The organism is Prevotella sp. oral taxon 299 str. F0039, from assembly GCF_000163055.2.
In the GTDB taxonomy this organism is placed as follows: domain Bacteria; phylum Bacteroidota; class Bacteroidia; order Bacteroidales; family Bacteroidaceae; genus Prevotella.
On record NC_022111.1, the window covers coordinates 1665934 to 1692735 of the forward strand.

Here is a 26802-nt window from a genome sequence, read left to right on the forward strand (position 1 = left end):
TTGTTACTATGATTAAAAAGATAAAAAAGCTAAAGAAAATAAAGATACATCATGAGGGAACTGATACTCTCATCTATAGTTTTATTGCACTTGCTACTATTTCTATTTTACTTTGGCGTTTCATTGATACTAAGATTCCTTTTGGGATATTCACTACTATTGGAACAATTGCCTATCTCATTGTACTTAATTTTTATCGTTGTCCTATTCGTTATTTTGGAGAAGAGGACACAGAAGGTATCGTTGTAGCTCCTGCAGACGGCAAGATTGTTGTGATAGAAGAAGTAGAAGAAAATCAATACTTCCATGAAAAGAGACTCATGGTAAGTATCTTTATGAATCTTTTCAATGTTCATGCGAATTGGTTCCCTGTAGATGGCAAGGTAAAGCTTATTCGTCACTTCGATGGTAACTTCCATAAAGCATGGCTTCCCAAAGCAAGTGAGGAAAATGAACATGCAGATGTGTTGATAACAACACCTGAAGGACAAGACATTTTATGCCGACAAATAGCAGGAGCAATGGCTCGTCGTATTGTAACTTATGCACGAGAAGGCGAAGATTGCTATATAGATGAGCACTTAGGCTTTATTAAATTAGGCTCACGAGTAGACCTTTACCTACCAATTGGTAGTGAGATTTGTGTCAAGATGGGTCAAAAAACAACTGGAAATCAAACAATAATAGCAAAGCTTAAATCATAGAAAAGCCAAGAAAGGGGCATTGTTAAATAGAAGATGATCAATAGTTTGAAGAAGAACATACCCAACATGCTAACATGTTGCAATCTTATTTCTGGATGTATTGCCGTGTATTTTGCATTTGGAGCACATTTCAAGGAAGCTTTTTTATTTATTATCATAGGTGCAATATTCGATTTTTTTGATGGAATGGTTGCACGTTTACTTCACGTATCATCTCCAATTGGAAAAGAGTTAGATTCATTAGCAGATGTAGTTACATTTGGAGTAGCTCCTGCAACAATGATATTTACCGAATTAACAGCACTAACTTCCTCTTGTTTTGCAACCGCATCGTGTGGCTCTTACTGCTCAATGATGCAACCTATATTGCCTTTTGTGGCATTTATTTTAGCTGCTTTTTCAGCCCTTCGACTTGCAAAATTCAACTTAGACGAGCGTCAAACTACCTCATTCATTGGTCTTCCAACACCAGCAAACGCCCTCTTTTGGTCGTCGTTGCTAGTTGCTCATAGCACAACCATCGAGACATTCTCGTTCGCTCGTCAGCTTATAATAGCCCTTCTTTTCATCACTTCTTATCTATTAGTATGCGAACTGCCCATGTTTGCACTAAAGTTTAAGACCTATGCGTTTGCAGAAAACAAACTTAAATATGGCTTCGTAGCATTCTCTATCATTGTGTTCGCCCTAACAGGTATCATCAATGGCTTTTGGATAGTTATTGCTTGTTATGTTGCTCTTTCTGCATTTGTAGCATTGATAGAGAAGAAATAAGCGATAATTTTTCATCTTTGTTTTTAGGATATGGCAACTTTTTTGAGTTTTATTTTCTACTTATTTTTATCAGGACTTATCTTTATTGGAATGATTCTCTTCATTCTTTATCGCCGAGTGAAGAACGTTACCAATATGTTTAATAAGCAACGACACTCTACACAACAGCAAGAAAGACAAAGAACCTATCGTTCTGATAGTGGAGAAACAGTTGTAGACTATCGCAATACACAAGAAACCGATCGCAAAATCTTTAGAAAAGAAGAGGGCGAATATGTGGATTATGAGGAAGAGAAATAATCAATAATATTTTACCCCATTTTATTTTTCATTTTAATACTTATGGTTTATTAGCTATAAGCTCTTCTTTTGGTGCATAATAATATATTTTTCTTTCTTAACTCCAATGGGGAGGACTTGAAAAGTCAATGCTTTTACCCTCTTTTCTCAATGCTTTTGCGTTCTAATTCCATAACTTTTACACCGCAATAGCAATCATTTTATTTTTACATTCCATCTCCTTTGTACTGCAAGAACTTTCATCTTCTATTGTTATATATCCTTCGTTTGCATTGAAGAATGGTATGAACACAAATAAAATGTCTATAGATGTAGATGAAGAGGATAAAAGAATAGGGGAGAATAACATCTTTGGGAGTGAGAAAGAGGAGGCTAATAGTTGGATAGAGTAAAGAAAGGAGCTGGTTTTAAGGTAAAAGAAAATCCGTTAAGTTGAGCAAACTGAACTTGTAAAGCATTGCGCAACCTAACGGATTGAAATGAAATAATGGTTGAAGAGCCTATTTAGTTGTGCACATAAGTACCAATATCTTCTCCCTCGATCACCTTCTTAAGGTTACCAACAACGTCCATATTGAAAACATAAATAGGTAGGTTGTTTTCCTTACACATCGTTGTTGCAGTGAGGTCCATCACCTTTAACCCCTTAGTATATATCTCATCGTATGTTATTTCGCTAAACTTTGTAGCTGTAGGGTCTTTCTCTGGATCGGCAGTATAAATGCCATCCACTCTTGTGCCCTTTAACATTACGTCTGCTTCAATCTCAATTCCACGCAAAGAAGAACCAGTGTCGGTAGTGAAATAAGGGCTACCTGTGCCTGCAGAGAAGATACAAACATATCCATCTTCCATGCTTTCAATGGCTTTCCACTTTGTGTAGAACTCGCCAATAGGCTCCATTCTGATGGCGGTCAATACTCTGTTCTTAACGCCCAATGCGCCAAGTGCACTACTTAAAGCAAGCGAATTGATTACAGTTGCACACATACCCATTTGATCTCCCTTTACTCTATCGAAGCCTTTAGATGCTCCACTTAATCCTCTAAAGATGTTTCCACCTCCGATAACGATACCAATTTGCACGCCCATCTCGTGTATTTCTTTAATTTGTTGAGCGTAATCTTGTAGTCGTTGTGAATCAATTCCATAGCCTTGGTTGCCCATTAGACTCTCACCACTAAGCTTTAAAAGAATTCTTTTGTATCTTGCCATATTCTAATTATATTTATTTTGTCTTTTGATTGGTTTTGCTTTGTTTTATTGAGGGAGCACAAATTGCACTTCTTTTTGTTCATATTCTCTCACTCTTCCTTCTGTATCTTTCAAACAAAGATGTCCGTTATCTTTTATTCCCACAATTTCTGCTTCGAATAATCCATCTTTATCTCGGTAAGGGAAGATGCCTTTAGAACGATATAGCACGTTCATATATTGCAATTTTACTGAGTTATAATATCCAAGGCGCAACTGATCGTAATATTTTCGGAAAGCTTTTAAGGTCTTTGCCAATACTATTGAAAGCTTGGTTTCGTTGTTAATGATGTTGATAAGCGAAATGGGGTTGGGTGCATCACTAACAAATTCTTTTTGGTTAACATTGATTCCAATGCCAAAAATACAACGAGTGATGATTTGAGAGTTGACACTTGTTTCGATAAGTGTACCGCTAATCTTTTTATCTTTATAGTAAACATCATTGGGCCACTTAAGAGTTATATCTTTAGAGTAACGACTTAAAGCATCATGAATAGCCAAAGCGACAATAATTGACAAATAAAAATTGAGATGAAGAGGCACCTGTGGGCGGGTGATATCAAGCGAAAAGGTGAGGTTTTTACCCTCTTCACTCTCCCAAGAGTTGCTTCCTTGACCTCTTCCTGCGCTTTGAGCACGAGCAACTATCACTTTCATTAAATTGCTTGGAGGAGCAGACTGTTGAGAAAAATAACTGTTTGTTGATTCTGTTTTGTCAATGTAATCAATGTGAATCTTCATAATAGAATTTATATTAACATGGGGTTAAACGCATCTTCAATATGTTCTATCTTGGCATTGTGTTCGTTATGCCCTATAACGGATATGATATCGAATCGTAATTCATAGCTAATATTGCGCTCTTTAACATAAGTATTGGCTGCAATTGCAATGTTTTTTATCTTTCTTTTGTCTACGGCTTGAGTTGGGTGAGTGATCGTTTCGTCGGTTCTTGTTTTGACTTCTACGAAAACAAGGATGTTGTGTTGTGGATTAAAGGCAATGATATCGATGTCACGTTTACCATAATGCCAATCTCTTTCACAAATACTGTAGCCTTTATTCTCTAAGAATTTCGCCGCCAAAGCTTCGCCCCAGTGTCCTAGCTCGTTATGTTTTGCCATGAATAAATGTAATTACTATATCATTACAAATTTACAATAATATTCTAGATAACCAAAATAAAGCACTACTTTTGCAATATAATAACACAAGAAACACGAATGATTGAACAGCAAGTGAAAGGTGATGAGTGGTTTATGACTAAGGCTTTGGAACAAGCTCAGCTTGCTTTAGAGGCAGGAGAGATACCTGTTGGAGCTGTGGTTGTGGCTAAAGATAAGATTATTGCACGCTCGCATAACCTTACTGAGATGCTTTGTGATGTCACTGCTCATGCCGAAATGCAGGCCATTACATCTGGAACAAACTCGTTAGGAGGTAAGTATTTAAACGAATGCACATTATATGTAACGCTGGAACCATGCGTTATGTGCGCTGGAGCGATAGGTTGGTCGCAGCTAGGACGCCTTGTTTATGGTGCAAGTGACGACAAACGAGGTTTTATGCGCTTTGCTCCTAATGCCTTACACCCTAAGACTAAGGTGACGAAAGGGGTGATGGAAGAAGAATGTAAGACGATTATTCAAAACTTTTTCAGAAGTAAACGATAACCCATCTCTATTCCCTTGATTTGAAATAGGGGAGTTACTGAAACGAATAAAGGTGATAGAATGTATGTAAAAATTCTATCACCTTTATCAATATATTTTCTTTTAGTCTTTCAAAAGCTTTTTGTGTGCTGCCTCAAATGCAGGTGGATATTTTCCAATAAAGCAAAGATTAACTAAGCAATTGGCTGCAACTTCAGCGTCACTCAATGTAACTCCTTTGGCTCTTGATACACTCTTGCCTAGTGCAACCTGCCATGTTGTTCTGAAGTTGTTATCGTCTGCACCCATATAGGTCTCTCCATTCGCTTTATTATCTATAATTTTGTATAGAATTCCTTTCTTACTTGGAATGGGTTCTAGCTCAAGTAATATGTCGTAAGCAACTTTCAAAGGCTCACGATATTTGCTTGTTCCTGGAAACATTTCGTTGATTACGGGCATAATCTCTTCAAATTCGTATGCCTGAAATAATTGTTTTAATTTCATATCCTTGTTATTTCTTTTGTGTTGTTGATGAATAAAGAATGTGGCTCAATATATAATTTGCGAGTGCAATGCGTTGAGGTTGATTTGTAAAAAGTTGACTTCTTGAAACAAAGTAGGGCAGAACATAATAGAACTGCCCTACTTTTTATTCTTTACTCTATTGTTTGTTCTTTTGAGTTGGTGCCTTTGTGTGTTGCAATAGTGGTTTTAAAATTTAGCCATCTTTATCGCATCTACTGCACATTCGTCACCTTTGTTACCTAATTTACCGCCAGCTCTGTCTAAAGCTTGCTGCAAATTGTCGGTAGTTAATAAGCCATAGATAATGGGAATCTCGCTAGTTGTATTCAAACGAGCTATTCCTGTGGTTACACCTTGGCAGATATAATCGAAGTGAGGCGTATCTCCTTTGATTACAGAGCCTAACACTATGAGTGCATCATATCCTCCATTGAGAACCATTTGATGTGCTCCATAGATCAATTCGAAGCTTCCTGGAACTGTTTTTACATGGATATTCTCAGGAATTGCACCATGTTTCTCAAGCGTATTTACCGCACCTTCTAATAAAGCTCCTGTGATTTCAGGATTCCATTCTGATACAACTATACCGAAACACATATTACTAGCGTCTGGAACTGTAGCCGCATCATAGCTTGATAAGTTTCTTAATGCTGTTGCCATCCTTATTATAAAGAAGCTCGTTCGATATATTTATCAATCTCTTGGCTTTGAACAATAGCCGAGTTTACATATTTTTTCTTGATGTCTTGATAAACTTTTAAAGCGTCAGCCTTTTTGTTTTGGCTTTCAAGTAGCTGTCCTGCTTGAAGTAAGAAAGTTGGAGAAAGACTGTTGTTTGTGCCATCTTCAGACTTGCTATCTGCCTTGTCTGCTGCTTTCTTCAATGCGTTAATAGCTTCATCTATCTTTCCTACGTGTGCATAAGCGTTACCTAAAGCTGCGATTGCTGCTGGACTTACCATTGCATCGTTGCCTGGTGAGTAGCTATCAAGATACTTAACAGCTTCGTTCCATTTATTTAAATTAGCGTAACAAAGACCTGCATAAAGCTTAGCAAGATTGCCTGCGTCTGTTGAACTATAATCATTTGCAATCTTAACGAAGCCACTAAAGGTGGCACCATCGCCATTTAACGCTTGTTCGAATTGTTGCATTCCAAATAGTTCTTGACCTTTTGCAAGTTCTGTGCTTGCCTTTTCTTCACGAGGAGCTGATACATAGTTCTTGTAAAGGAAGAAACCTGCAACAAGAACGATAAGTGCTACAACGGCAATTACAATATGCTTTTTATATTTTAGCATAAATACTTCTGATGAAGTAAGCGTTTCTGCCATATTGCTAGCAGCGTTTTCTTTTTTGTTTACCATTATTATTTGTTGTTATTTTATTAGTCTTCTTGGTTCTCGAAATATGCTTTTGAGAATAGATCGAATGTGATGCAAAAATAATTATTTTATCTCATATAGTGAAATTTATTATCTACTTTTTTCTTTTATGTACTGTAAAACAAGTAACTTTGCCTGAAGACGGCTTGTTAAGGGGCAATTATCCTTTGTCTTATGGGGATGAAATGATACTTTTTGAGACCCTTTTTCAAATTGGATTAGATTGTAAAAGAATTAAGATTGATATATGATTTTAAAGAAGATAACGCTTCTTAATTATAAAAATATTGAAGATATAACGCTCGATTTATCGCCTAAGATGAATTGTTTTATAGGTCATAATGGTGTAGGAAAAACCAATATGCTCGATGCTGTTTATTATCTTTCATTTTGTCGAAGCTCTTCTAATACTGTAGATTCGCAAGTAATGATGCACGATAAGGATTTCTTTGTGCTCGAAGGACTATACACTAATGAGGCGAATGATGAGGAATTGATTTATTGTGGCATGAAAAGAGGCTCGAAAAAGCATTTTAAACGTAACAAAAAAGAATACAAACGATTGTCGCAACACATCGGTTTCATTCCCTTAGTTTTTGTTTCTCCATCAGATGTAGCCCTTATTGAAGGACCAAGTGAAGACCGAAGACGTTTCCTTGATATTGTTATTTCGCAACTCGACGTTACTTATATGGAGGCACTTCTTCGCTATTCTAAAGCATTGCAACAGCGAAATGCACTACTGAAACAAGAGAATGAGCCCGATAATACATTGATTTCGCTTTTTGAAGAAGAGATGGCAGAGCAAGGAACCATTGTTTATCAAAAGCGATTGGCGTTTGTTGAGAATTTTATACCTGTGTTTCAGCAGATTTATCAGCAGATATCTGGAGGAAAAGAAACTGTTAGTTTGAATTATATTTCGCATTGTCAGAGAGGTGATTTACTTGAAGTCATTCAACGAGATCGCTTTAAAGACCGTGCCGTTGGCTATTCATTACATGGCATTCATCGTGATGATTTAGAGATGTTACTTGGTGGTTATCAGATGAAAAAAGAGGGAAGTCAAGGTCAAAACAAAACTTTTGTGTTGGCATTAAAGCTTGCTCAGTTCGATTTTCTAAAGCGAACCGCCTCTAAAACCACGCCTCTTTTATTGTTAGACGATATCTTCGACAAGTTAGATGCTAACAGAGTGGAGCGCATTGTTAATCTTGTAGCCAACGATAGCTATGGACAAATTTTCATAACCGACACCAATAGAGATCATCTTGATTCGATTTTGAAAATGGGAAACTTTGATTATAAGTTGTTTCATGTAGATAACGGGCAAATAACTATTAAGCAAGAGGCATAAAATGTTTAAGAAACAAGCGAAACAAATACATGAAATTCTGGGGCAATATCTAAGAAGAAGCGGACTCGAAACGCCTCTCTTACAACATAGAGTGGTTGATGCTTGGGATGAAATTGTTGGAAATGTGGTGGCGAAATACACCACAGAGAAGTATATTTACAATCAAACACTGCATGTAAAGATTGTGAATCCTGCTGTAAGACACGATTTGTTGATGCGCAGAACCGATCTTATAAAGGCGTTAAACGAGGCTGCAGGGGGTAATTTTGTGATTACAGATATTCGAATTCATTAGATATTCCATACATAAAAAATAAAAGTCGCTTTGTTTGCAAGATGAGCAAGCAAGGCGACTTTTGTTTTATTGTGTTTCAAGATAGAAACTTAAATCTTGAATTTGTAGCCAAGTGTAATTTGGAAGGTGTGATAATTGCCATTCAAAGGAAATTCGCCTGTTGATGTTAGAGCCATATAACGACCATTAGATATCTTGGTTAAAGGTAGCGAATAGCGTGCTTCTAACACAAAATGGTTGTATTCATACGAAACACCAAGGGGCAATGCAACAAGGAATTGGTTAAGAGTTTTTGTTAAATTATGCGTGTTTTTACCCGTTATGTCTTTGTTGGCAAATTGTGAATGGGTTAGAATTTTGCCCTCAAAACCTGCTTTAACTGCTAAATTAGAAATGACATAATAGTTGAATGTAAGTGGAATAGAGAGGTATTCTGTATAGAGTGATTTTGTAATAGTGTTGCCAAAGTCATCGAAACTCTTGTTTTTTTTTGCGCCTTGTGTTAAAAATTGCACTCCAGCACTAACCGAAGCTTTCTCTAATAATTGATATTCTAGCTCTGCACCAGCCACAACTCCTGCATTCATTTTCATCTTATTATCGGTTATTGGCTGTAACCTTGTGAGGGTCGCACCCACAAAAGGTTTAACGTTTAGTGTGCCTATGGGTTGTTGCGCATAACCTATTAGAGCACAAGTGGTAATAACTAATGATGTGAAAAATCTTTTCATATTTGTTGTTTCGTTGATTATTTGTGGGTGCAAAATTAAAGATAAGTATCAAAAAGAAATAGAAAAATATCACAAATATTATTCTATTACACTACTTTTTATTTGTATCTCATTTTTATTGCTCTTTATCTTCCAGTTCACCCAAATGGAAAGACTTTGTAATTGCATTGCTATTGAACTCTAAAAGCATTGAGTTTGCGTGCAAAAAGCAATGCTTTTGAAGTGTAAAAACGCTGCTTTTGCGCAAGGCTGAGCAAGAAAAAAGCCGCAAAGGGTGAGGCTATCGTTATCAAATGGGTATCTACTTGATTTTTAATACCTTTCTCTCTTCTCCCTCTATCGATATAAGAAAATCTGCAAAAAAATGCGTTTCTGATTTATACCTTATTATATATAGAACTTAAAGGGCAATCACTTCGTTCATCATTACATCGTATTGGGTGGTGGGAATGTGGTTGATGAGTTGAAATGAGAAGCATATTCCTATTTTATAGCATTGTGGGATGTGTTTAAGCAGGCGATCGTAATAGCCCTTTCCACGTCCAAGTCGCTTGCCATCTGCACTGAAAGCCAATCCAGGAACAATGGCAATGTCAATCAATGGCAGATTGTTCAACACTTTTCCTTGCGGTTCTAATATTCCAAAAGAACCTTTTCTCAAATCCTTTTCGTCTGTAAACATCCTTATCTCCATTGTCGTTTCTCCCGTAACAACAGGTAATACAATGTTTTTCCCCATTTCTTTTAGTTCCTTAATCAATTGAAGTGTTTGCACTTCGGTGGGCAAGGCGCAATATAAAAGAATGGTTTGTGCCTCTTTTATGCGGGGATGTTGCAATAGAGTAGGAACGAAAGCAAGCGACATCTCGCCCACTTTTTCGGTGGTGAGATGTCGCATTTGTTCTTTAATTGTATTTCGAATAGAAATCTTTTCTTGATTCATTAAGTGTCCTCTGTATTATTTTTTATGTTGAACGGCAGAGGGTTTTTGCACGGGTTTCTGTGGAAATGATTTACCCTCTTTAAACACTTGCAGAGCTTTGGTGATGGTTGCATCGCCTCTGTTGATGTAATCTGTCCATGCTTCTTCATTCAATAAGTTGTAAACAATTCTGCTAATGATGAATTGTTCGATTAACTTATACGATTTTTGAATCATCAAATTACGACGTTTTAAGCCGTGAGAGTCGGCAAATGTTGCAAACTTATCAACTAAATTCTGTTTAACAAGGAAGCGATTAAGCGCATCAACGGTTTTCAAATCCTTTAGTTTCTGGCGGTTGTTGTCGGTATAATTGAATGCATATTGCAAAATTAAACCGCTCATTGTTGCTTGTTTGTAGTATGAAGTGTAGTTGGTTGTGTCTTCAGGAACAAACAAGTCGGGAGTAATACCACCGCCTCCGTAAACCTTTCTACCAATACTTGTGTGATAAGCAGGACCAGTGTGCTTGATACTATCTTGTGAAAAGAACTCTCCGTGTTGGTATCTTGATATTAAATCTTGTGCATAGGCTGCTTCATTTCCAGAAGTATAAGGCTTTTGAATAGATCTTCCTGAGGGAGTATAATAGCGTGCAATGGTTAAACGCATAAGACTTCCGTCTTGAAAACCTATTTGTTGTTGAACCAATCCCTTTCCAAATGAACGGCGACCGATGATTGTTCCACGATCATTATCTTGTATTGCACCTGATAATATCTCAGAAGCGGATGCCGAACCCTCGTTAATGAGTATTACAAGAGGCATCTTTTGGTAGCTACCATGCCCGTCACTGCGATACTCTTGACGTGGGCTTTTGCGTCCTTGCGTGTAAACTATGAGCTTATTCTTAGGTAAAAACTCGTTAGCTATTTGTATTGCGCTTTCCAAATAACCACCAGTATTGTCTCGAAGGTCGATAATTAGTTCCTTAAACCCTTCTTGTGACAACTTAGCAAGGGCGATTAATAATTCGGGATAGGTTGTTTCTCCAAAACTTTTGATGCGTATATAGCCCACAGAGTTGTTGAGCATATAAGCAGCTGACACACTTTTGCGAGGAATTTCGCCACGTGTTACAGTGTAAGTGATAGGGGTTTTGTGCCCATATCGTTTAACAGAGATTTTAATCTTGGTGTCTTTGGGACCTTTAAGCACTCTCATAGCTTCGTCGTTGGTTACCTTTTTACCTACAAAAGGCTTACCATCAACCGCCACAATCTTGTCTCCTGCAAGAAGACCTGCACGTTCTGATGGTCCATTCTCTATGACATTCTGAACGTTAATGGTATCTTGACGGATAACAAACTCAACTCCTATGCCCGAAAAAGACCCCTTTAGCTCGTCGGTTGTAGCCTGGGCGTCTTTTGCAGGAATGTAAACAGAGTGTGGATCAAGTTCACCTAAGATTTGAGGAATAGCCTTATCCACCAAAGAATCAATGTTGACATCGTCTACATATTGGTCATCAATTATGTGAAGGAGATTGTTTAATCGGCTACTTCCAGAATTAATGATGTTTAATCTATTACCAGAAAAGTGGTTTGCATAGAATGTTCCGATGATAATACCAATGATAACGCATAATGCAAGTAATAAAGGCATGTAGCGATTAGAATGATTTCGGTTTAATTTCATCTTTATATTCTCCTATAATCTTTATTCTACTTCGAGATATTCAACGTCTACTCCAGCTCTTTTCAAAAGGTTTATACCATCTTCTAAACGGTATTTCTCGCCATAAACAACCCTTTTTATTCCCGATTGAATAATGAGTTTAGAGCATTCTATACATGGCGATGCAGTTACATATAATGTTGCTCCCTCGCTATTATTTGAACTTCTGGCTAGCTTTGTGATTGCATTGGCCTCGGCATGGAGCACATAAGGCTTTGTTATTTGGTTCGAATCTTCGCACACATTCTCAAAACCTTCAGGTGTTCCGTTATACCCATCGCTGATAATCATTTTATCTTTAACCACTATTGCTCCAACTTTACGTCGCTCGCAATAGCTGTTTTCTGCCCATATTCGTGCCATTCTGAGGTAGCGAATATCTAAGATGTGCTGTTTGTCTGTATTCTTTGTCATAGTAAAGGCTTAATTCTTTTTAATTCCATTGCGTTCTAATAGGGCATCAATAGTGGGTTCTTGTCCTCTAAAACGCTTGTATAAAATCATTGGATGTTCTGTTCCTCCCTTTGAAAGAACGTTTTCTCTAAAGCTAAGAGCAGTGCTTTTATCAAATATTCCGTTCTTTTTAAAGAGGCTAAAGGCATCTGCATCTAACACTTCTGCCCACTTATAACTGTAATATCCTGCTGCATATCCACCCGAAATGATATGAGAGAACTGGGTGGTCATACAAGTATTAGGAAGTTGTTTTGTGATGATTGCATCTTTCCAAGCATCTTTCTCAAAAGCGATAATATCTTCTTTGAACTCGTCTTTCTGTGTGTAATATGCCATATCTAATAACCCTAAGCTCACTTGACGTAAGCAACCATAAGCTGAAAGATAGTTTTTACTCTTAATAATTCTATCAATCAATTCGTCAGGAATAGGTTCTTTAGACTCGAAGTGATAAGCAAACGTACGTAAGAACTCCTTCTCTGTGGCATAGTTTTCCATGAATTGAGATGGAAGTTCAACAAAATCCCACCACACATTGGTGCCACTTAAACTGCCAAAGCGTGTATTGGCGAACATTCCATGTAGCGAATGACCAAATTCATGCAAGAAAGTTTCAACCTCGCCAAGCGTTAATAAGGCTGGTTTTTGTGGTGTTGGCTTAGTGAAATTCATCACAACACTGACATGAGGACGAATGTTTTCGCCCTTTCTAGTTATCCATTGACCTTGGAACTCAGTCATCCAAGCACCGCCTTGCTTTCCTTTTCGAGGGTGGAAGTCGGCATAAAACACAGCAAGATAGCTTCCGTCGGCATCAAACACATCGTAAGCCTTAACGTCTTGATGGTAAACTGGAATGTCATTGTTCTCCTTAAATGAGATACCATATAGACGATTAGCTAATCCAAACACCCCTTCTATTACCTTAGAGAGTTCGAAATAGGGGCGAAGCATTTCTGAATCGATGTTGTACTTCTGAAGTTGTAGCTTGTGAGAGTAATATCCAAAGTCCCAAGGTTGCATCTCAAAAGAATCTCCTTCCATTTCTTTTGCAAGCTGTTCAACTTCTTTTAACTCCTTAATAGCTTGTGGCTTGTAAGCTGAAATAAGGTCATTAAAAAGCTTATACACGTTTTTTACACTACTTGCCATGCGATGTTCTAATACATAATCAGCATAAGTGTCGTGTCCAAGCAATTGAGCTAGTTCTCTACGAATATTGATTAGGCGTGTACATATAGCCAAGTTGTTCTCGGGATTGTCGTGAATTCCCTCTGTATTCTTAGCCATATAGAGTTTTTCTCTTAGCTCTCTCTTTGTAGAATAGGTGAGAAAAGGAGAGTAACTAGGGAAGTCTAGGGTGAAAATCCAACCCTCTTTATTTTGTTCTTGTGCCGTATGAGCTGCCATTTGGCGTGCACTTTCGGGCAATCCGTCAAGGTCTTCTTCGTTAGTTAGATGCAATTCGAATGCTTTATTCTCTTTTAATAGGTTTTGAGAGAATTGCAATGACAACAAACTTGCTTCTTCACTTAATCGTCTAAACTGCTCTTTTCCTTCTTCATTTAGTAGAGCACCACTTCTAACAAAGCCATCATAAACCTTCTGAAGCAATGTTTCTTCTTCAGTAGTAAGCTCTCTATGGTGTTCATATACATGCTTAATGCGTTTGAAAAGCTTTTCGTTCAGCTGCATATCATTAGCATGTTGGGTGAGAAGAGGACTCATCTTTTGAGCTAAAGCATCGAGATCGTCGTTTGTTTCTGCGCCTAACATACACGAAAATACAGTAGAAGCACGTCCTAATAAGTCGTAATAATGCTCACCTTTAGTTTCGTCTTTATATATGATAGTATTGTCGAAAGTAGGCTCTTCCTCATTGTTTATAATCTTATCAAGTTCTTCTTTCTCTCTTTTCATTCCCTCCATGAAAGCTTCTTCGTAGTGTTCTAGCTTGATAAGGTGGAATGGAACGGTGTTATGTGGAGTGGAATAATCATTAAAAAAAGGATTATTCGCTATTGAGTTCTTATTATCTTGTGTTGCCATATCTTGTTTATTTATTCTTATATTTGTGCTTTTTGAATGAGTTTTTCAAGTGCAGGAATAATTATTCTGCCCCTTTCTAGCTTTAATAGGTGTTCGCTCTGCAATTCGTTTAGTACGTTCGACACCTTTATTCGCTTTACATTCATTTCCTTTGCAAGCGTAATCATCTTGATGAAGAATATCTTTTTGCCACCTATATTATATACATGTTGTTCGAAAAAACGAATAATTTTTTCCCTTAATGAATCGCTTATGGGACGCCATTGCTGTCGTTCCATCTTTTGAATGCGGGTAGATAAGATATTCATAAAGTTGATTCGGAAGATAAATGAGTGTTCTATAAAACTCAAAATACTTTCTTTATCAATGCTTAATATACTGCTATTTTCTTGCGTCGTGTATGTAGATGGGAACCAAGGACTAAGTCCTAGTAATCGTTCTGGCTGTATAACTGAAGGCGTTTCGAGCCATTCTTTCACCATAAAGGAATGGTTTGCCGACGAAGTTGTTATCTCAACCCTTCCTTGTAGCAAAAAGAATAAGTCCTTACAAGCCTCTCCTTCTTTTATAAAGGTAATGCCACTATTTAGCTTTTGAAAGTGAAAACGGGCATGGGCAGCAAGTTGATGTAACTCTTGTTGCGTTATTCCTTGAAACAAGGGCAGTGCTAATAGCTTGAGATGTGATGTCGGCGACTGCTCCATAGTTTATTGAACGATCTTGTCTTTTAATGTAGGAGAGTACCAAACGGCATTCTTTCCATCTTTATCGGCATAGATAAAATAAGCCATGATCTCTTTCTGTTGCTCTAAAACTCTTTTCGCTTTGTCTAAACCCATCACCATAAAGGCAGTTGCATAGGCATCTGCTGTGGCGCAGTTGCTGGCTATTACGGTAGAAGAAAGAATGTTATGCTGAACTGGATAGCCCGTTGCTGGGTCGATAGTGTGGGCATATTTCTTTCCGCCTTTATAGTAGAAATTGCGATAATTACCGCTTGTTGCCATTGCTTTGTCGGTTACATTGAGGATAGTTTGCACCTCTTGACTTTGCTGAGTGATATCGTCTGTGGGCTTAATAACGCCTATTTTCCAAGGAAGACGCTTAGAACTTATTCCCGAAGTAACAATTTCTCCGCCTATTTCAATCATAAAGTTCTTTACACCTTTACTCTTTAAGTAACTTGCAACCACGTCACTTCCAAAGCCTTTTGCAATTGCACTGCAGTCGATCATAATGCGGTTGTCGTCCTTTTTCACGGTGTTGTTCACTAAACGCACTTTCTTATAGCCAGTGAGTTGGCGCAGACTATCGATCACATGCTTTGTTGGTTCAACGCCTTTCTTAAACCCAAAGCCCCATTCATTAACCAAAGGAGCAACTGTTATGTCAAAAGCTCCGTCTGTTTTGTTACTGATATCTTCGGCAAGAAGAAACACCTTGTTGAACAATTCGTTGGTTCGTGTGGGCTGATTGTTATTGATTTTGGAAATGATAGATTGCGGATTAAAAGTAGATAGAGCAGTGTCTACCTTGTTTAACTCTGCTAAAATCTCTTTATGAAGGTCGTCATCATTTTGATAAGTTATGTGATATGTTGTTCCAAATATCATTCCTTTATTCTCTATATAAGGCATGTTCTTCTGCTGTTTGCTTATATATGCGGTGCCAATGAGGAGCAATAACAAGAGAGGAATTTGCCAATAGAGACGTTTTTTTATCTGTTTTGTTGCCATGTTATGTCTTTATTATCTTGAAAGTGAAATACTATCATTTTTTATTCTTTATCTTTTCTGATATCGAATCACTATTTAGAGTTGTTTATATTGTTTTTCTTTATTTTGTTAAAGAGTTCTATTGCCACATAAAAAGAGCCTCCAAAGGTAGAACTGCCTCCTCTTCCATATCCAGGAACATAATAAGGCTCTCCCATTTCGTTAGCTTTCTTTGCCAATCTGTTTTTATATCGAATGCTCCAGCCTGCTCTTAAAGGTCCAACGATGTGTGCATCGAGTCCAAATACAGCTTCGATCCAGTGGTAAGAACCACTGATGTTATTCGCTCCAAAGGGCGCAATACCACCGAATACGGGGTCTACTACACCAGGAGTTTCGATGTTATACTTGAAAGAAGAAAAGCCATAACGACCTCCAACGAATACTTTATAGATATCGTGTTTATTCTTCATTACATTAAAGTCGATACCAATGCGACCGTATGGTGCCATTGTGCTATACGAAATCTTTGTTTCATCGCCCTTTGTGTTACTCTTTCCATATCCTAACTCAATGATAGGGAAATATTTGTCTTTTAAGTTGGCACGCAAACTTGCTTCGTATTGTCCCTCATTGCTAAGTAAGTTCTGTCCAATTCCTATGAGGTCTACCGATAATGTTACGCCATTGAAAAACGCAACCGAATCGCTTTTTGCTTTCAAAACCAGCTTTTTAGGTTGTGCCTGTACTGCAATACCGATGTAAAAGAGTAGAATACTAACGCTGACTCTTAAAATATAGGTAGAAATGTGTTTGTGAATTGTCATTGGTTACTTTTGAATTATGAACGACAACAGAATCTATTGCGTTGCGAGAGTATGTTATTTTTTGAATAGTATGAAAGAATGCTGCTGCACAATCAACCGACTCGAAGTGTGGTTCGTTTGTTTTGGTAATTCGAATTGTATCTTTCCAAATTTCTTTGTTGGTATTTTTTATACTTAAAAACAGCGCATCTTCATTTCCTTGAAAGCTCATTGGCAAGTTGAAACTATCCACATTTACTGCTCTATTCAATAAAATGGTGTCGCCACTGGTGTGACGTTGGGTAGAGATGGTGAGCGTATCGACTAATTTCTTGACGTTTCCCATTAGCTTATAGCGTGCCAATACACCACTACTTAGCGGACAATCGGTAGATGAACACGCTGAAATGAAAAGCGAGAACAACAAGAAGTAAATTAGTTTTTTCATCCTTTTATACTTGTGGTGTTATAAAATAATTCGTTTTAGATGGTCTTTTCAATCTGATAGTCGTTGCGAGTTGAAGACGAACGGCTAACCATATCTCCAATAAATCCAGCCATAAAAAGTTGTGTTCCCAATATCATCATTGTTAAAGAGATATAGAAATAGGGCGAATCGGTAACCAAACGTTGTGGAATGCCTTGTGACAATGCCCATAATTTATCGGCTCCTATAATTGCAGCCGCAAAGAAACCAATGATGAAGAAGATAGAACCAAGGAGGCCAAAGACGTGCATTGGGTTCTTGCCAAAGTTGCTTAAGAACCACAAAGTGATAAGATCTAGATAGCCATTGAAGAATCTATTTAAACCAAACTTTGATGTTCCATATTTGCGAGCTTGATGTTGCACAATCTTTTCGCCAATCTTTTCAAAACCAGAATTCTTAGCTAAGTAAGGAATATAACGGTGCATTTCGCCATAAACTTCGATATTTTTAACCACATCTAGGCGATATGCCTTCAAACCACAATTGAAATCGTGAAGATTATGAATGCCGCTTATCTTACGAGCTGTGGCATTAAAGAGCTTAGTTGGAATGGTTTTAGAAAGTGGATCGTAACGCTTTTCTTTATAGCCCGACACCAAATCGTAACCATCTTCAGTAATCATGCGATACAATTCGGGTATTTCATTGGGCGAATCTTGCAAATCTGCGTCCATTGTAATTACTACATCGCCTTGAGCTTCTTTGAAACCACAGTATAAAGCGGGACTTTTCCCGTAGTTACGTCTAAACTTAATGCCTTTAACATGAGGCGATTTTTGAGCAAGTTCTTCAATTACTTTCCACGAATTATCTTTTGAACCATCGTTAATGAAAATTACTTCAAAGCTAAAGTTGTTATTGTTCATCACTCGTTCAATCCACTCATATAGCTCTGGTAACGATTCTTCTTCATTATATAAGGGTATAACTACCGAAATGTTCATAGTTGTTGTTGATTTGTTGTGTTATGTATTCAAACGATTATTCATTATTTTGTATTCCCAAAGAACGACTTCTTATTTACTGGGTTCTTTCTTATAGAATGCTGCAAGCGGAGCACTTAGTATGGTTCCGATAAATATATTCTGCATAAGGATTATAGAAGTGATGTCTATAGCATTCATTTCTCTAATTAGTTTTATGCCTTCTTGCAACTCGCTGATGTCCATTTTCAATTGCTTGTAAGTGGGAATTGCCGTTTGAAGTGTTTGGATAAAGAGGTTTGTAAAGGCACTACTGTCGAGCCATTGGAAGTAAATAAACTGACAAGCTGCAAAGATTAATGAGGCATAGAAAAACGTATAAGCCGAAAAAAAGTATGCTGCTTTAAATGAAATAAATCCTTCTCTAATCTTGTCTCGAAAGTTTTTGATACGCCAACCTGCATAGAATGGGGTAGAAAGGATCATAAGATTGCCCCACAAACTTTGTGGCATATAAACTAAGAATGCAAATGATGCAACCCAAATGACGCCTAAAATGGCACCTTCGATGCGTGCATAAGCCTTTATTTGTTTGAAAGAATTTGCTATATCCATTTGTATTTTTATTCGCTTTATATGTTGTTTGGTAGCACAATTCATAGTTTTTGTAGCCTTTTTGTTTGCAAGTTGTTGTGCATAACGTGGTTGGCTTTATTGTGCAAAGATGAATGAAAGACCACTTTTAAGTTCTAAATTAGCTACAAATTTACGTATTTTATTTTATAAAGAGGTGCTTTTTCTGTTTTTTGTTATTGCTATTTTGTCGTGAAAGAAATTCAGCATAGATCTAATTGTGATCTAGTTATATTTCACCTCCATTCGCCCTGTGTTAAGTTGGTTCTTTAATTGGCTTAAAAAGCATTGCTTTTAGGGTGTAATATCAATGCTTTTAGTGTGTAAAAACGATGCTTTTGAAAGGCAAACTCATTGCTTTTATTTGTCGATAGAAATGGAGTTGAAAAATAATGAGTAGATCGTTGGGGTGAAATGGGGTGATTTTAGTGCGAATTGATGCGTGCTGAGGCTTTAATAGAACTGAATTTAGAGTACTTTTTGCTTAAAGTGGTGCTTTTTTTTAGACGTTTTTTTTGAGTAATTCTTAAAAATAATTACCTTTGCAGTCGTTTTCTTATGTTCGTGTTTAGAACAAATAATACGACAAAAACGAGATATGGGTGTCTGAAAATCTCAACAGATAAATAAGTTAAATTATAAAATAAAACAAATAATGAAGCGATTTTTTATTGCCTTTACATTGCTTTTTGCAGTGTGTTTATTACCCTTATCGGCACAAAATGCAGCCGATAAAATTGTTGGTCTTTATCATGTTGTGAAAGATGGACGCAACTCTAAGGTAAAAATTTTTAAGTATGGAAATGGTTATCGTGCACAAGTTGTGTGGCTCGAGAATATGAAAAATCCTGATGGAACATTGCGTACCGATCTTAAAAATCCCGATGAATCGAAGAGAAAAACTCCTTCTAATCAAATTGTGTTGGTAGAAAAGGTAACTTATAATGGTGAAGATGCTTGGGAAGATGGTAAAATATACGACCCCACAAGCGGTAAGGTGTATCGTGTTGAGATGTATTTCGAAAAGCCAAACGTATTGACAGTGAAAGGAAAACTCGGTCCTTTCTTTAAAAGAGTTTATTGGAATAAAATACAATAATAACCCTCTTTAGCTTTATTGGAAATGCTGCTTCATGGCTCAATAGCCTTAGTCGCAGCATTTTTTTGCGTTCTAAACGCTTGTATTAGGGCATAAGATATTGTATTAAAGGCTTTCTACTGAGCTCTTTTTAGGCTTGCTAAACTATATGCATATCCCCACTCGAGATCTACAGTTCCTTTCTTACTCTTAATAAAGCCTAGAAGTGGAGATTATTCATATCCTTATAAGTGGTAGTATAATAAAAAAGAGGAATAGATGCACATCTATTCCTCTTGTGTTTCTGAATGTTATAAAGCGCATGTTGTTGCAGTTTATAACCTAATTGCTTTTGAGCCTCTTGTCGGATTCGAACCAACGACCCCGAGATTACAAATCACGTGCTCTGGCCAACTGAGCTAAAGAGGCGGGTGGACAAGCTACTTACATCGCACCGCTCAACCTTCTACCTTTGCTATATTCCTATCCTGGAGGATTCGAAAGGAGCTGGTCGTGTAAGACTTGCCCGTATTGCGGTTGCAAAGGTATATATTATTATTTATATTTGGCGAGGAATTAGATTGTGTTTATTCTTTTTTAACAAAGTAGAAAGAACGATATGGGTGAAAAAAGAATGCGTTTAGTGTTAGGATGTTCTTGCTATTAGTTCTCGTGGATGAAGATTATAAGTTGTTTCAAACAATTATGATGGTGGAAGAAGAATGAAATAATGGTCTTAAAATTGATTCTAAATATCAGAATGTGAATTATAAAAGTGGTTGATAATTTATAAAAGGTCAATTATTCTTTTACACCTATTATATATATAGGAGAAGAGAAATTAAGAAAAGAGAAGGAAAATACTATTTATTAACGTTTTTTAGTTGGAAAATACAATGAATCATAAATAAAATAGCCTATTTTTGTAAAAACAAAAGAAAATAAAGATATGTGTGATTTATTGAAATTTTAAATAATATTTTTTTTATAAACAAATCGATATCTCTCATATTTTAATTTAATTCTAACCATAAAACATATAAATGATGATACTAAAAAGATTTTACTTTATTTGGGGAATGTTTCTATTTCTTGCGTTAAATAGCTTTGCTCAGCGTAAGACAACGCTTAGTGCAGAGGTGAATGGGTATAAGCGTGAGATGGTTTATTTTGATTGTTTACAATCTCCTTTCTTTAATGCAGAGTTTCATAACAATCCAGGTGAAGAGCATTTATATTCGTTTAATACGAAGAATCTAGTTTGTATGCTTTTAAATGGTCAAGTAAATGTATTGCTTTTGCCTGGTGATAGCATTCATGTTGCTGTGCAATATGATAATAATTTACCACCAAAAACAACGTTTTCAGGAGATAAGAAAGCCGTAGCTGCAAACAATATGTTGCAGGGCATTTCTGAGTTAAAGCGTCAGATGCGTTATAAGTCTCAATTATTGGCATGTATTGTGGTAGATATTAAACCTCAAAAGCGTATTGAAGATTCTCGAATCTTGCTTACAAAGGTTCAAGAAATGGTGAAGAAAGCAGGAAAACAACTTACTCCTTTAGCTGCCGAATATATCTTATCAACAACTGAAGCTGCTGCTTACACGTCTTATATGGAATATCCTCAGATGTATGCAGAAACGAGAAAGCTTGCTGTTAGCGATCAAGGTATTGGCGATTATTGGAAGATTATGGACGGCGTGAAGCTTCGTTCGACAGAAGGGGCATTAGCTTCACCAGATTATGTTAGTTTCTTAATGCGCTATTGTTTCTATGAGAACGAGAAGAAAGCAACTCTAGCAAATCAACAATACACCGCTCCACGTCAATTAGAAGAAATGTTTAAAACCTTGTCTTTATTCTATTCAGGAGCACTAAGAGATGCAGTTCTTTATCAGCTTCTTGTCAATTTCACTCGCAATGGAAAAGAATTAGAACGTGTACGTCCTCTTTACCTTGAATACAAAAATAACTATAATATCAATCAAGAATATTTACAAATTCTTGATAAATTATTAGAATAAGTGCATCTATTGCTTATTTTATAATTGTTATATAGAAGATTCTATCAGAAGCAAGAATCTACAACCTGTTGTTTTAGTAGTAGACTTGATCGTTTATTGTATAAATATAATATGGCTTATCGATGAAAAAAACAGAAAAGAACCAACCTAAAGCTTTTGTATGGCTACTGATGCTATGCATAATGCAATTGTTTTTCGTCAAAGTGCAGGCGCAAAGTACAGCTGTTGACGATTGGAAGAATACCAAGGTTACCTTACGTGTAAGTAATGAGCCTTTGGGAAAGGTACTTGAACAAGTGGCAAAGCAAGCTGAAGCCACCATAGAATTTCAAGAAGTTGCCCTTGTTGGTATTGCGAGTCCAACCACGCTTAATGTAAAGGAGATGCCTTTAGACAAAGTGTTAGGACGTCTTATTGGTGATCAAAATATCTTGATACGTTATGAAATCGGTCGGCATATTATTATTTCATCATATACCAGAGATGAAGATGCAAAGAAAATGTTGCATGTCGAAGGTGTTGTAATTGATGCAAAGACCAAAGAAACGCTGATTGGAGCAACGGTGATGCTAACTGATGGTACCCAAAAAGATGGTGTAAAAGGTTGTATCACAGACGTAAATGGTAAATTCTCGTTACAGGTTCCACGCAAAGCTTCAATCAAAATTTCATATATGGGATATGAAGCCGTATCATTGCAAATAACCAAAGAGAGTGCAAATATGAAAATTGCGCTTAAGGCAGATGGACAAATGGTTGATGAAGTCGTGGTGACGGGTATTAGTCGTAGAAGCAAATCAAGCTTTACTGGTAACTATGTTTCAGTGAAAGGAGATGAGTTGCGCAAACTTAATCCAACCAATATATTAAAGAGTTTGCAATTCTATGATCCTAGTTTTAAAGTGTTAGAGAGCAACACTAAAGGTTCAGACCCTAACGCTCAGCCAGAATTTCTTATCCGTGGAGACCAAAACCTTGGTACTACAGCATCTCTAAATAGTATGGATTTGCTTCTTGACAACGTGTCTAGTCGCCCTAATACACCTCTATTTGTACTTGATGGACTTATCGTTTCAATGAGTCGTATCTTGCAGTTAGATCCCGAGCGTATTGAGAATGTAACCATATTAAAAGATGCTGCAGCTACAGCAATCTATGGTTCACGTGCTTCAAACGGTGTAGTTGTAATTGAAACAAAGGTTGCACCCGATGGTGTTTTGTCGGTTAGCTACAATGGTGGACTAACAATTCAAAGTCCAGACCTAACCGACTACAAGTTGATGAACGCAAAAGAGAAACTTCAAATGGAGTGGGATGCAGGCGTTTACGACCCAACTAACGATAAAAGTATGAATCGTTACAACTCGTTGTTGCGCAATGTTCTTGCGGGAGTTGATACCTATTGGCTTAGTAAACCATTGAGAACAGCTTTCCAACACCGTCATTCTTTATCTGCGTCAGGTGGTACAGAGGCATTTAGATATAGCTTAGATCTTAATACAACATTTACTCCTGGTGTAATGAAGGGCTCAAGTCAAAATATAAAGAGTATCAACTTCAACATGACTTATCGTAAAGAGAATATCACTATTGGTGCAGCTTTGAACCTTTCAGAGAGCGGTGGTAATAATTCTCCATATGGTTCATTCTCAGAATATACTCGTGTAAATCCTTATTATCGTCCAACTAATGAGTTTGGAGAATATTTAAGACAACTTGATAACCATACAGGTTCAGGCAGTGTACCTATTGCTAATCCTCTATTTAATGCTAATGTAGGTATTAGAGACCTTACAAATAGCACCAATATTGCAGCAACTTTGAATCTAGAATGTCAATTATTGAAGAATCTTCGACTAACAGAAAATCTCTCTTATCAACGTGGTATGGCTCGTTCTGAGCGTTTCTTACCTGCTGAACATACTTCTTTCTTAACAGAACTAGATAAGACTTTGAGAGGTAGTTACTCTAAAAATACTGGTGAAATGACCTCATGGTCAAGCAACTTAGGTTTGAACTGGAACATGTCTTTGCGCAAACATCTATTAAGTGTCTTTGGAAACTGGACCTTAAGTGAAGATAGAAGTAACTATGTTAACTTGTCTGCTGTGGGTTATCCTGATCCTCATATGAGTGACTTCATATTCGGAAATAAGATGACTACCAATCCTAGTGGTTCTGAAGCAATATCTAGAACCATGGGATTCATCACGCAGTTGTCTTACAGTTATGATAATCGTTACTCATTAGACTGGAACATTAGTAGTGAAGTAACATCACGTTATGCAGACCATAGCTTAACTCCTTTCTGGAGTGTTGGTGCTAGATGGAATGCGTATAGAGAGAAATGGCTTAGCGGTTACGTATCTAACTTAGTGTTTAGAGCAACATATGGTATAACAGGTTCACAGAATTCAAGTCCTGCCGACGCTATAGAATACTACACATTCAACCGTACAATGCGTCCATATACATCGTTTTCAACTCTAGGTTCAGTTCTTTCTCGATTGAATAATAGTGATATAAAATGGACTAAAACCGACAATATGAGCCTTGGAGTAGACGTTGGTGTATGGAAAAATAGAATCAATTTAACGTTCAACTATTATAATAATATTAGCCGACAACTGCTTACTAACTACGATTTAGCACCTTCTACAGGTTTTGAATCGCAAATGATTAATGCTGGAGAGCTACAAAATACAGGTTTCGATGCAACGCTTAACATTATTGCTTTGCAAAATATTCGTAAGCAATTTTATTGGACTGTTGCTGTTGGTATGAACCATAATAGAAACAAAATACGTAAGATTTCAGACTATTTGCGTAAGATGAACGAAGAACAACTAAAGTCTAAATCGGCACCTCTACCCATTTATCAAGAAGGAAAATCAACAACCACTTATTATGCAGTGCGTTCTTTGGGTATAGACCCAATGACAGGACAAGAAGTTTTCCTTACTCGTGATGGCGAAAGAACCTTTAAGTGGGATGCCGTTGATAAGGTTCCTGTAGGCGATACCACACCAAAAGTAAGTGGAACGATAAGCTCTTCTGTCAATTGGAAAGATTTTTCATGTACCCTAGGCTTTACTTATAAGTGGGGAGGAATCGTGTATAACCAAACATTAGTAGACAAAATAGAAAACAGCAATATCGCTTATAACCTTGATAAGCGTGCAGCTCAAGATCGTTGGCATAAACCTGGCGATGTAGTTAGATATAAAATGATCGACCTTAATGGATCTCAAACCCCTGCATCTGATCGTTTTATTATGAAAGATAATGAGTTACGCATGGCAAGTATCAACTTAGGTTATCGTTTCAAACAAGCCGAATACAAGCTATTAAAGCGTTTAAATATTGATGTTTTGTCGCTAAACTTCACGACAAATGATTTGTTCCGTTTATCAACAGTTAAGATGGAAAGAGGCTTGGGTTATCCATTCTCACGTTCTTATACTCTTTCATTCTCTCTAATATTTAAGTAAATTTATATTATGAAGCATTCAAATATATCATTATCTATATATAAGAGTTGTACGATTGTACTATGTTGTTTAGTTCTATTCGTTGCAACATCTTGCTCAGATTGGTTCGATGTTAGTCCTAAAACAGATGTAAAAGCAAAAGAACTCTTCTCTACAGAAGCAGGATTTGAAAGTTCTTTAACTGGTATTTATCTGTTAATGACCGACAGAGATGTTTATGGAGGCGATATGTCGTATGGATTATTAGATCAGCTAGCACAGCAATACGATTATATTCCTGATGGAGCTAATGACCGAAACGCAATCTATAACTACGAAACTGCAACTACAGATGGTTTCAGAACCAAACAAAGACTTGCAGATTCGTGGATCAAACTTTATAATATAATTGCCAATTGTAACAATTTTATAAAGTGGCTTGATCTTAAAGGAGATGAAGTTGTGCGCAATGTTAATACACGAAAGCTTTATAGAGCCGAAGCTCTTGCTATTCGTGCATATTGTCATTTCGATCTACTTAGAGCATGGGGACCATGGAAATATAGCCTAGAATCATCATCAACAGGCAAATTAACCATTCCTTATCGAACCATTGCCGACAACACCAAGCAACCACTTCTACCTGCAAAAGATGTTATTGCACTTATTTTGAAAGATCTTTCAGACGCAAAAAACTTATTGGTTAGCGAACAAAATGAAAGTCTTAAAACAAGTGATAGACGTTATCGTTTCAATTATCATGCAGTGAATGCTCTTTTAGCACGTGTTTATAGCTATGCTGGTGATCGTGAAAATGCTATTGCGTCAGCTGAAGAAGTAATTAAAAAGAGTGGTTTAGAGTTGAGTTCAAACAATCAAGACGATCCTATTCTTTTCTCAGAATGTATTTGTGCATTGCATAAATACCATTTAACAGAATCTCTTTCACAGTATTGGGCAGATGGAGATAAGTACACAACGCAATATTTCATTCGTTCAGAACGCTTTAATAAGTATTTTGAAGTATCAGGAAATCTGAAAGAAGATATGCGTACTAAGACTGCTGCTTTCTACGAACATTCTTCAACAAAGACAGCTCTTTCACGCAAATATAGCATTAATTCGCAAGAAGCAATCCCATTAATACGTCTTCCAGAAATGTATTATATTCTTGCAGAAAATACTTCTGACTTAACAAAAGCTGCTAAATATCTTAATGCAGTGCGCAATAAACGAGGCTACTCACGTGCAGTTAATGTGAAGTTTACTGATGCAGCAACCCAACAAGAAGCATTAGATAAAGAGTTCCGAAAAGAATTTTATGCAGAAGGACAATATTGGTACTTCTTGAAACGTCACGGAATCACCGCTTTATCTTATGACAATACCGTTATTTTAACGCAAGAACGCTTTGAATTTCCATTGCCAGATGCCGAAAAAGAATATGGTTGGACTGCATCACACGATGCTACACGCTAATCACTTTGTATAATCCTAAAAAAAATAACAA

At 36.9% G+C, this 26802-nt stretch carries 27 protein-coding genes, 1 tRNA gene and 1 other RNA gene; 10 read left to right on the forward strand and 19 right to left on the reverse strand.

Annotated elements, in window-relative coordinates:
- Positions 1–8 precede the first annotated feature (8 nt).
- From HMPREF0669_RS09515 to HMPREF0669_RS09525, 3 genes are read left to right on the forward strand one after another with little or no spacing between them, the layout of a single operon-like run.
- Positions 9–704, forward strand: a complete 696-nt coding sequence (locus HMPREF0669_RS09515; protein WP_009228321.1) for a phosphatidylserine decarboxylase family protein — start codon at positions 9–11, stop codon at positions 702–704.
- Between the two features lie 33 nt (positions 705–737).
- Positions 738–1478: a CDP-diacylglycerol--serine O-phosphatidyltransferase gene (gene pssA / locus HMPREF0669_RS09520; protein WP_020967425.1), complete on the forward strand. Its 741-nt coding sequence runs from the start codon at positions 738–740 to the stop codon at positions 1476–1478.
- 30 nt (positions 1479–1508) lie between these two features.
- On the forward strand, positions 1509–1778 hold the full coding sequence (locus tag HMPREF0669_RS09525; protein WP_009228323.1) for a DUF4834 family protein: 270 nt from the start codon (positions 1509–1511) through the stop codon (positions 1776–1778).
- A gap of 504 nt (positions 1779–2282) precedes the next feature.
- Here the strand turns inward: HMPREF0669_RS09525 and pyrH are convergent.
- The 3 genes from pyrH to HMPREF0669_RS09540 are packed head-to-tail and all read right to left on the reverse strand — an operon-like array spanning position 2283 to position 4159.
- Entirely contained in the window at positions 2283–2993 is a 711-nt protein-coding gene (gene pyrH, locus HMPREF0669_RS09530) for a UMP kinase (RefSeq protein WP_009228324.1), read from the reverse strand.
- Between the two features lie 45 nt (positions 2994–3038).
- Complete coding sequence (locus HMPREF0669_RS09535; RefSeq protein WP_009228325.1) at positions 3039–3776, reverse strand: biotin--[acetyl-CoA-carboxylase] ligase; 738 nt, start codon at positions 3774–3776, stop codon at positions 3039–3041.
- 8 nt (positions 3777–3784) lie between these two features.
- A complete protein-coding gene (locus tag HMPREF0669_RS09540; protein WP_009228326.1) occupies positions 3785–4159 on the reverse strand; it encodes a YraN family protein in 375 nt (124 codons plus the stop codon).
- Between the two features lie 99 nt (positions 4160–4258).
- Between HMPREF0669_RS09540 and HMPREF0669_RS09545 the strand changes: the two genes are divergently transcribed.
- Positions 4259–4708 (forward strand): nucleoside deaminase, encoded by a 450-nt coding sequence (locus HMPREF0669_RS09545; protein ID WP_020967426.1) that lies wholly within the window; start codon positions 4259–4261, stop codon positions 4706–4708.
- Positions 4709–4810: 102 nt separating this feature from the next.
- Here the strand turns inward: HMPREF0669_RS09545 and HMPREF0669_RS09550 are convergent, their stop codons facing one another.
- From HMPREF0669_RS09550 to HMPREF0669_RS09560, 3 genes are all read right to left on the reverse strand, one after another.
- On the reverse strand, positions 4811–5194 hold the full coding sequence (locus HMPREF0669_RS09550; protein ID WP_009228328.1) for a hypothetical protein: 384 nt from the start codon (positions 5192–5194) through the stop codon (positions 4811–4813).
- A gap of 207 nt (positions 5195–5401) precedes the next feature.
- Positions 5402–5878, reverse strand: a complete 477-nt coding sequence (ribH, locus tag HMPREF0669_RS09555) for a 6,7-dimethyl-8-ribityllumazine synthase (RefSeq protein WP_009228329.1) — start codon at positions 5876–5878, stop codon at positions 5402–5404.
- 5 nt (positions 5879–5883) lie between these two features.
- Positions 5884–6585, reverse strand: a complete 702-nt coding sequence (locus HMPREF0669_RS09560; RefSeq protein ID WP_009228330.1) for a tetratricopeptide repeat protein — start codon at positions 6583–6585, stop codon at positions 5884–5886.
- 265 nt (positions 6586–6850) lie between these two features.
- On the opposite strand from HMPREF0669_RS09560, the gene HMPREF0669_RS09565 reads away from it, so the two are divergent.
- Both HMPREF0669_RS09565 and HMPREF0669_RS09570 read left to right on the forward strand, forming a co-directional pair.
- On the forward strand, positions 6851–7960 hold the full coding sequence (locus HMPREF0669_RS09565; RefSeq protein WP_009228332.1) for a DNA replication/repair protein RecF: 1110 nt from the start codon (positions 6851–6853) through the stop codon (positions 7958–7960).
- A gap of 1 nt (position 7961) precedes the next feature.
- Positions 7962–8255, forward strand: a complete 294-nt coding sequence (locus tag HMPREF0669_RS09570; RefSeq protein ID WP_009228333.1) for a DUF721 domain-containing protein — start codon at positions 7962–7964, stop codon at positions 8253–8255.
- An 89-nt stretch (positions 8256–8344) separates the two neighbouring features.
- Here the strand turns inward: HMPREF0669_RS09570 and HMPREF0669_RS09575 are convergent, their stop codons facing one another.
- From HMPREF0669_RS09575 to HMPREF0669_RS09625, 11 genes are all read right to left on the reverse strand, one after another.
- Complete coding sequence (locus tag HMPREF0669_RS09575; protein ID WP_009228334.1) at positions 8345–8986, reverse strand: porin family protein; 642 nt, start codon at positions 8984–8986, stop codon at positions 8345–8347.
- Between the two features lie 400 nt (positions 8987–9386).
- Positions 9387–9929 (reverse strand): 5-formyltetrahydrofolate cyclo-ligase, encoded by a 543-nt coding sequence (locus HMPREF0669_RS09580; RefSeq protein ID WP_009228335.1) that lies wholly within the window; start codon positions 9927–9929, stop codon positions 9387–9389.
- 15 nt (positions 9930–9944) lie between these two features.
- Positions 9945–11606: a S41 family peptidase gene (locus HMPREF0669_RS09585; protein ID WP_009228336.1), complete on the reverse strand. Its 1662-nt coding sequence runs from the start codon at positions 11604–11606 to the stop codon at positions 9945–9947.
- 21 nt (positions 11607–11627) lie between these two features.
- On the reverse strand, positions 11628–12059 hold the full coding sequence (locus tag HMPREF0669_RS09590; RefSeq protein WP_009228337.1) for a dCMP deaminase family protein: 432 nt from the start codon (positions 12057–12059) through the stop codon (positions 11628–11630).
- Between the two features lie 9 nt (positions 12060–12068).
- The gene (locus tag HMPREF0669_RS09595) at positions 12069–14150 is read right to left on the reverse strand and encodes a M3 family metallopeptidase (protein WP_009228338.1); all 2082 of its coding nucleotides are present in this window, start codon (positions 14148–14150) and stop codon (positions 12069–12071) included.
- Positions 14151–14167: 17 nt separating this feature from the next.
- Complete coding sequence (locus HMPREF0669_RS09600) at positions 14168–14854, reverse strand: Crp/Fnr family transcriptional regulator (protein ID WP_009228339.1); 687 nt, start codon at positions 14852–14854, stop codon at positions 14168–14170.
- A gap of 3 nt (positions 14855–14857) precedes the next feature.
- Positions 14858–15886, reverse strand: a complete 1029-nt coding sequence (locus HMPREF0669_RS09605; protein WP_009228340.1) for an FAD:protein FMN transferase — start codon at positions 15884–15886, stop codon at positions 14858–14860.
- A 71-nt stretch (positions 15887–15957) separates the two neighbouring features.
- A complete protein-coding gene (locus HMPREF0669_RS09610) occupies positions 15958–16692 on the reverse strand; it encodes a DUF6048 family protein (RefSeq protein WP_009228341.1) in 735 nt (244 codons plus the stop codon).
- The gene (locus HMPREF0669_RS09615) at positions 16643–17119 is read right to left on the reverse strand and encodes a DUF6452 family protein (protein WP_009228342.1); all 477 of its coding nucleotides are present in this window, start codon (positions 17117–17119) and stop codon (positions 16643–16645) included. The genes HMPREF0669_RS09610 and HMPREF0669_RS09615 overlap by 50 nt, the downstream gene beginning before the upstream one ends.
- 35 nt (positions 17120–17154) lie before the next feature.
- On the reverse strand, positions 17155–18105 hold the full coding sequence (locus HMPREF0669_RS09620; protein ID WP_009228343.1) for a glycosyltransferase family 2 protein: 951 nt from the start codon (positions 18103–18105) through the stop codon (positions 17155–17157).
- A 72-nt stretch (positions 18106–18177) separates the two neighbouring features.
- Positions 18178–18699, reverse strand: a complete 522-nt coding sequence (locus HMPREF0669_RS09625; RefSeq protein ID WP_009228344.1) for a DUF4199 domain-containing protein — start codon at positions 18697–18699, stop codon at positions 18178–18180.
- 673 nt (positions 18700–19372) lie between these two features.
- Here HMPREF0669_RS09625 and HMPREF0669_RS09630 point away from each other — a divergent pair.
- The gene (locus tag HMPREF0669_RS09630; protein WP_009228345.1) at positions 19373–19816 is read left to right on the forward strand and encodes a DUF2147 domain-containing protein; all 444 of its coding nucleotides are present in this window, start codon (positions 19373–19375) and stop codon (positions 19814–19816) included.
- 334 nt (positions 19817–20150) lie between these two features.
- On the opposite strand, the gene HMPREF0669_RS09635 is transcribed toward HMPREF0669_RS09630, so the two are convergent.
- Positions 20151–20224, reverse strand: a tRNA-Thr gene (locus HMPREF0669_RS09635).
- 1 nt (position 20225) lies between these two features.
- An RNA gene (ffs, locus tag HMPREF0669_RS10160) (signal recognition particle sRNA small type) lies at positions 20226–20323 on the reverse strand.
- A gap of 515 nt (positions 20324–20838) precedes the next feature.
- Between ffs and HMPREF0669_RS09640 the strand changes: the two genes are divergently transcribed.
- The 3 genes from HMPREF0669_RS09640 to HMPREF0669_RS09650 all read left to right on the forward strand — a co-directional run bounded on the left by HMPREF0669_RS09640 (position 20839) and on the right by HMPREF0669_RS09650 (position 26771).
- Positions 20839–21822, forward strand: coding sequence for a hypothetical protein (locus HMPREF0669_RS09640; RefSeq protein WP_009228346.1), 984 nt, complete (start codon positions 20839–20841; stop codon positions 21820–21822).
- A 122-nt stretch (positions 21823–21944) separates the two neighbouring features.
- A complete protein-coding gene (locus tag HMPREF0669_RS09645; protein WP_009228347.1) occupies positions 21945–25313 on the forward strand; it encodes a SusC/RagA family TonB-linked outer membrane protein in 3369 nt (1122 codons plus the stop codon).
- Positions 25314–25322: 9 nt separating this feature from the next.
- Positions 25323–26771 carry a RagB/SusD family nutrient uptake outer membrane protein gene (locus tag HMPREF0669_RS09650; protein WP_009228348.1) on the forward strand — a complete coding sequence of 483 codons (1449 nt, stop codon included), beginning with the start codon at positions 25323–25325 and terminating at the stop codon, positions 26769–26771.
- Positions 26772–26802 lie beyond the last annotated feature (31 nt).

What these genes read in the sequence shown, in the direction of transcription:
- HMPREF0669_RS09515 (WP_009228321.1), top strand. Translation starts at nt 9, where the DNA reads ATGATTAAAAAGATAAAAAAGCTAAAGAAAATAAAGATACATCATGAG.
- pssA (WP_020967425.1), top strand. Translation starts at nt 738, where the DNA reads ATGATCAATAGTTTGAAGAAGAACATACCCAACATGCTAACATGTTGC.
- HMPREF0669_RS09525 (WP_009228323.1), top strand. Translation starts at nt 1,509, where the DNA reads ATGGCAACTTTTTTGAGTTTTATTTTCTACTTATTTTTATCAGGACTT.
- pyrH (WP_009228324.1), bottom strand. Translation starts at nt 2,993, where the DNA reads ATGGCAAGATACAAAAGAATTCTTTTAAAGCTTAGTGGTGAGAGTCTA.
- HMPREF0669_RS09535 (WP_009228325.1), bottom strand. Translation starts at nt 3,776, where the DNA reads ATGAAGATTCACATTGATTACATTGACAAAACAGAATCAACAAACAGT.
- HMPREF0669_RS09540 (WP_009228326.1), bottom strand. Translation starts at nt 4,159, where the DNA reads ATGGCAAAACATAACGAGCTAGGACACTGGGGCGAAGCTTTGGCGGCG.
- HMPREF0669_RS09545 (WP_020967426.1), top strand. Translation starts at nt 4,259, where the DNA reads ATGATTGAACAGCAAGTGAAAGGTGATGAGTGGTTTATGACTAAGGCT.
- HMPREF0669_RS09550 (WP_009228328.1), bottom strand. Translation starts at nt 5,194, where the DNA reads ATGAAATTAAAACAATTATTTCAGGCATACGAATTTGAAGAGATTATG.
- ribH (WP_009228329.1), bottom strand. Translation starts at nt 5,878, where the DNA reads ATGGCAACAGCATTAAGAAACTTATCAAGCTATGATGCGGCTACAGTT.
- HMPREF0669_RS09560 (WP_009228330.1), bottom strand. Translation starts at nt 6,585, where the DNA reads ATGGTAAACAAAAAAGAAAACGCTGCTAGCAATATGGCAGAAACGCTT.
- HMPREF0669_RS09565 (WP_009228332.1), top strand. Translation starts at nt 6,851, where the DNA reads ATGATTTTAAAGAAGATAACGCTTCTTAATTATAAAAATATTGAAGAT.
- HMPREF0669_RS09570 (WP_009228333.1), top strand. Translation starts at nt 7,962, where the DNA reads ATGTTTAAGAAACAAGCGAAACAAATACATGAAATTCTGGGGCAATAT.
- HMPREF0669_RS09575 (WP_009228334.1), bottom strand. Translation starts at nt 8,986, where the DNA reads ATGAAAAGATTTTTCACATCATTAGTTATTACCACTTGTGCTCTAATA.
- HMPREF0669_RS09580 (WP_009228335.1), bottom strand. Translation starts at nt 9,929, where the DNA reads ATGAATCAAGAAAAGATTTCTATTCGAAATACAATTAAAGAACAAATG.
- HMPREF0669_RS09585 (WP_009228336.1), bottom strand. Translation starts at nt 11,606, where the DNA reads ATGAAATTAAACCGAAATCATTCTAATCGCTACATGCCTTTATTACTT.
- HMPREF0669_RS09590 (WP_009228337.1), bottom strand. Translation starts at nt 12,059, where the DNA reads ATGACAAAGAATACAGACAAACAGCACATCTTAGATATTCGCTACCTC.
- HMPREF0669_RS09595 (WP_009228338.1), bottom strand. Translation starts at nt 14,150, where the DNA reads ATGGCAACACAAGATAATAAGAACTCAATAGCGAATAATCCTTTTTTT.
- HMPREF0669_RS09600 (WP_009228339.1), bottom strand. Translation starts at nt 14,854, where the DNA reads ATGGAGCAGTCGCCGACATCACATCTCAAGCTATTAGCACTGCCCTTG.
- HMPREF0669_RS09605 (WP_009228340.1), bottom strand. Translation starts at nt 15,886, where the DNA reads ATGGCAACAAAACAGATAAAAAAACGTCTCTATTGGCAAATTCCTCTC.
- HMPREF0669_RS09610 (WP_009228341.1), bottom strand. Translation starts at nt 16,692, where the DNA reads ATGACAATTCACAAACACATTTCTACCTATATTTTAAGAGTCAGCGTT.
- HMPREF0669_RS09615 (WP_009228342.1), bottom strand. Translation starts at nt 17,119, where the DNA reads ATGAAAAAACTAATTTACTTCTTGTTGTTCTCGCTTTTCATTTCAGCG.
- HMPREF0669_RS09620 (WP_009228343.1), bottom strand. Translation starts at nt 18,105, where the DNA reads ATGAACATTTCGGTAGTTATACCCTTATATAATGAAGAAGAATCGTTA.
- HMPREF0669_RS09625 (WP_009228344.1), bottom strand. Translation starts at nt 18,699, where the DNA reads ATGGATATAGCAAATTCTTTCAAACAAATAAAGGCTTATGCACGCATC.
- HMPREF0669_RS09630 (WP_009228345.1), top strand. Translation starts at nt 19,373, where the DNA reads ATGAAGCGATTTTTTATTGCCTTTACATTGCTTTTTGCAGTGTGTTTA.
- HMPREF0669_RS09640 (WP_009228346.1), top strand. Translation starts at nt 20,839, where the DNA reads ATGATGATACTAAAAAGATTTTACTTTATTTGGGGAATGTTTCTATTT.
- HMPREF0669_RS09645 (WP_009228347.1), top strand. Translation starts at nt 21,945, where the DNA reads ATGAAAAAAACAGAAAAGAACCAACCTAAAGCTTTTGTATGGCTACTG.
- HMPREF0669_RS09650 (WP_009228348.1), top strand. Translation starts at nt 25,323, where the DNA reads ATGAAGCATTCAAATATATCATTATCTATATATAAGAGTTGTACGATT.